This window comes from Vibrio sp. 2033, assembly GCF_033339735.1.
The window spans coordinates 1-681 of record NZ_JAWOVC010000385.1; the positions used below are offsets into that span (position 1 = coordinate 1).

Annotated in this window: 1 pseudogene; it reads right to left on the minus strand. The window is 48.0% G+C overall.

The features are described from left to right. Positions 1 to 81: 81 nt before the first annotated feature. Positions 82 to 681: pseudogene (vscD, locus tag R7P74_RS26745) on the minus strand (SctD family type III secretion system inner membrane ring subunit VscD); the annotation flags it as partial.

Below are 681 nucleotides of genomic sequence, written 5' to 3' on the forward strand. Positions count from 1 at the left end.
TTTACCGCTGCCTGTGCTTGTAAGAGCTTGCTCTTAATGTTTTGCACTTCAATGCCACTTAGGTCGTTATTTAGAATCTGTTCAAGATTTGTCATGGTTTTTCTCGCCTTCGTATCCAAGTTCAATAGTGATAACGCGCCCGCCTTTCACCAGCTCAATCCCTGCTGGCGTTACGCTGGATATGCGATAACCCTGCGGAGTGCGAGCCCCTACCATGTAGCGAACGTTATCGGTAAGAATGACGTATGGCACTTGGCCAAAATTAACGCTACGAAACGGGAAGTCGATGTCCGTGCCTTTGCTGACTTTGGGAATCGATTTCAAAACCAGATACGGCTTTTCACCATACTGCTCACGAAAATCCCGAGTCACGCCGTAAAAGCGTGTGGATTCGATGTCGTCTAATTCACCACGTACCTCAATGCGGTCACCACTTGTCACTAATTGAACTTTTTTAAGCAGCTCCGCGTTGGTGAGCAGCTCTTTTAATGTGTCCATGTACGCGCCTGCACGCTGCAGTTCGACTTTCCAAGCGACCAAACCGGGTACATCGCGTTCTAAAATTTGTTCGACTTGGTTCCATTTGCTGGCGTCATCGATGTAGCCCGTCAGCAGCAACGTGCCAGTTTCATCCCCGTTCTCGACTTTCACTTGGTGATAGCCAAGGTTACGAAGAATAAA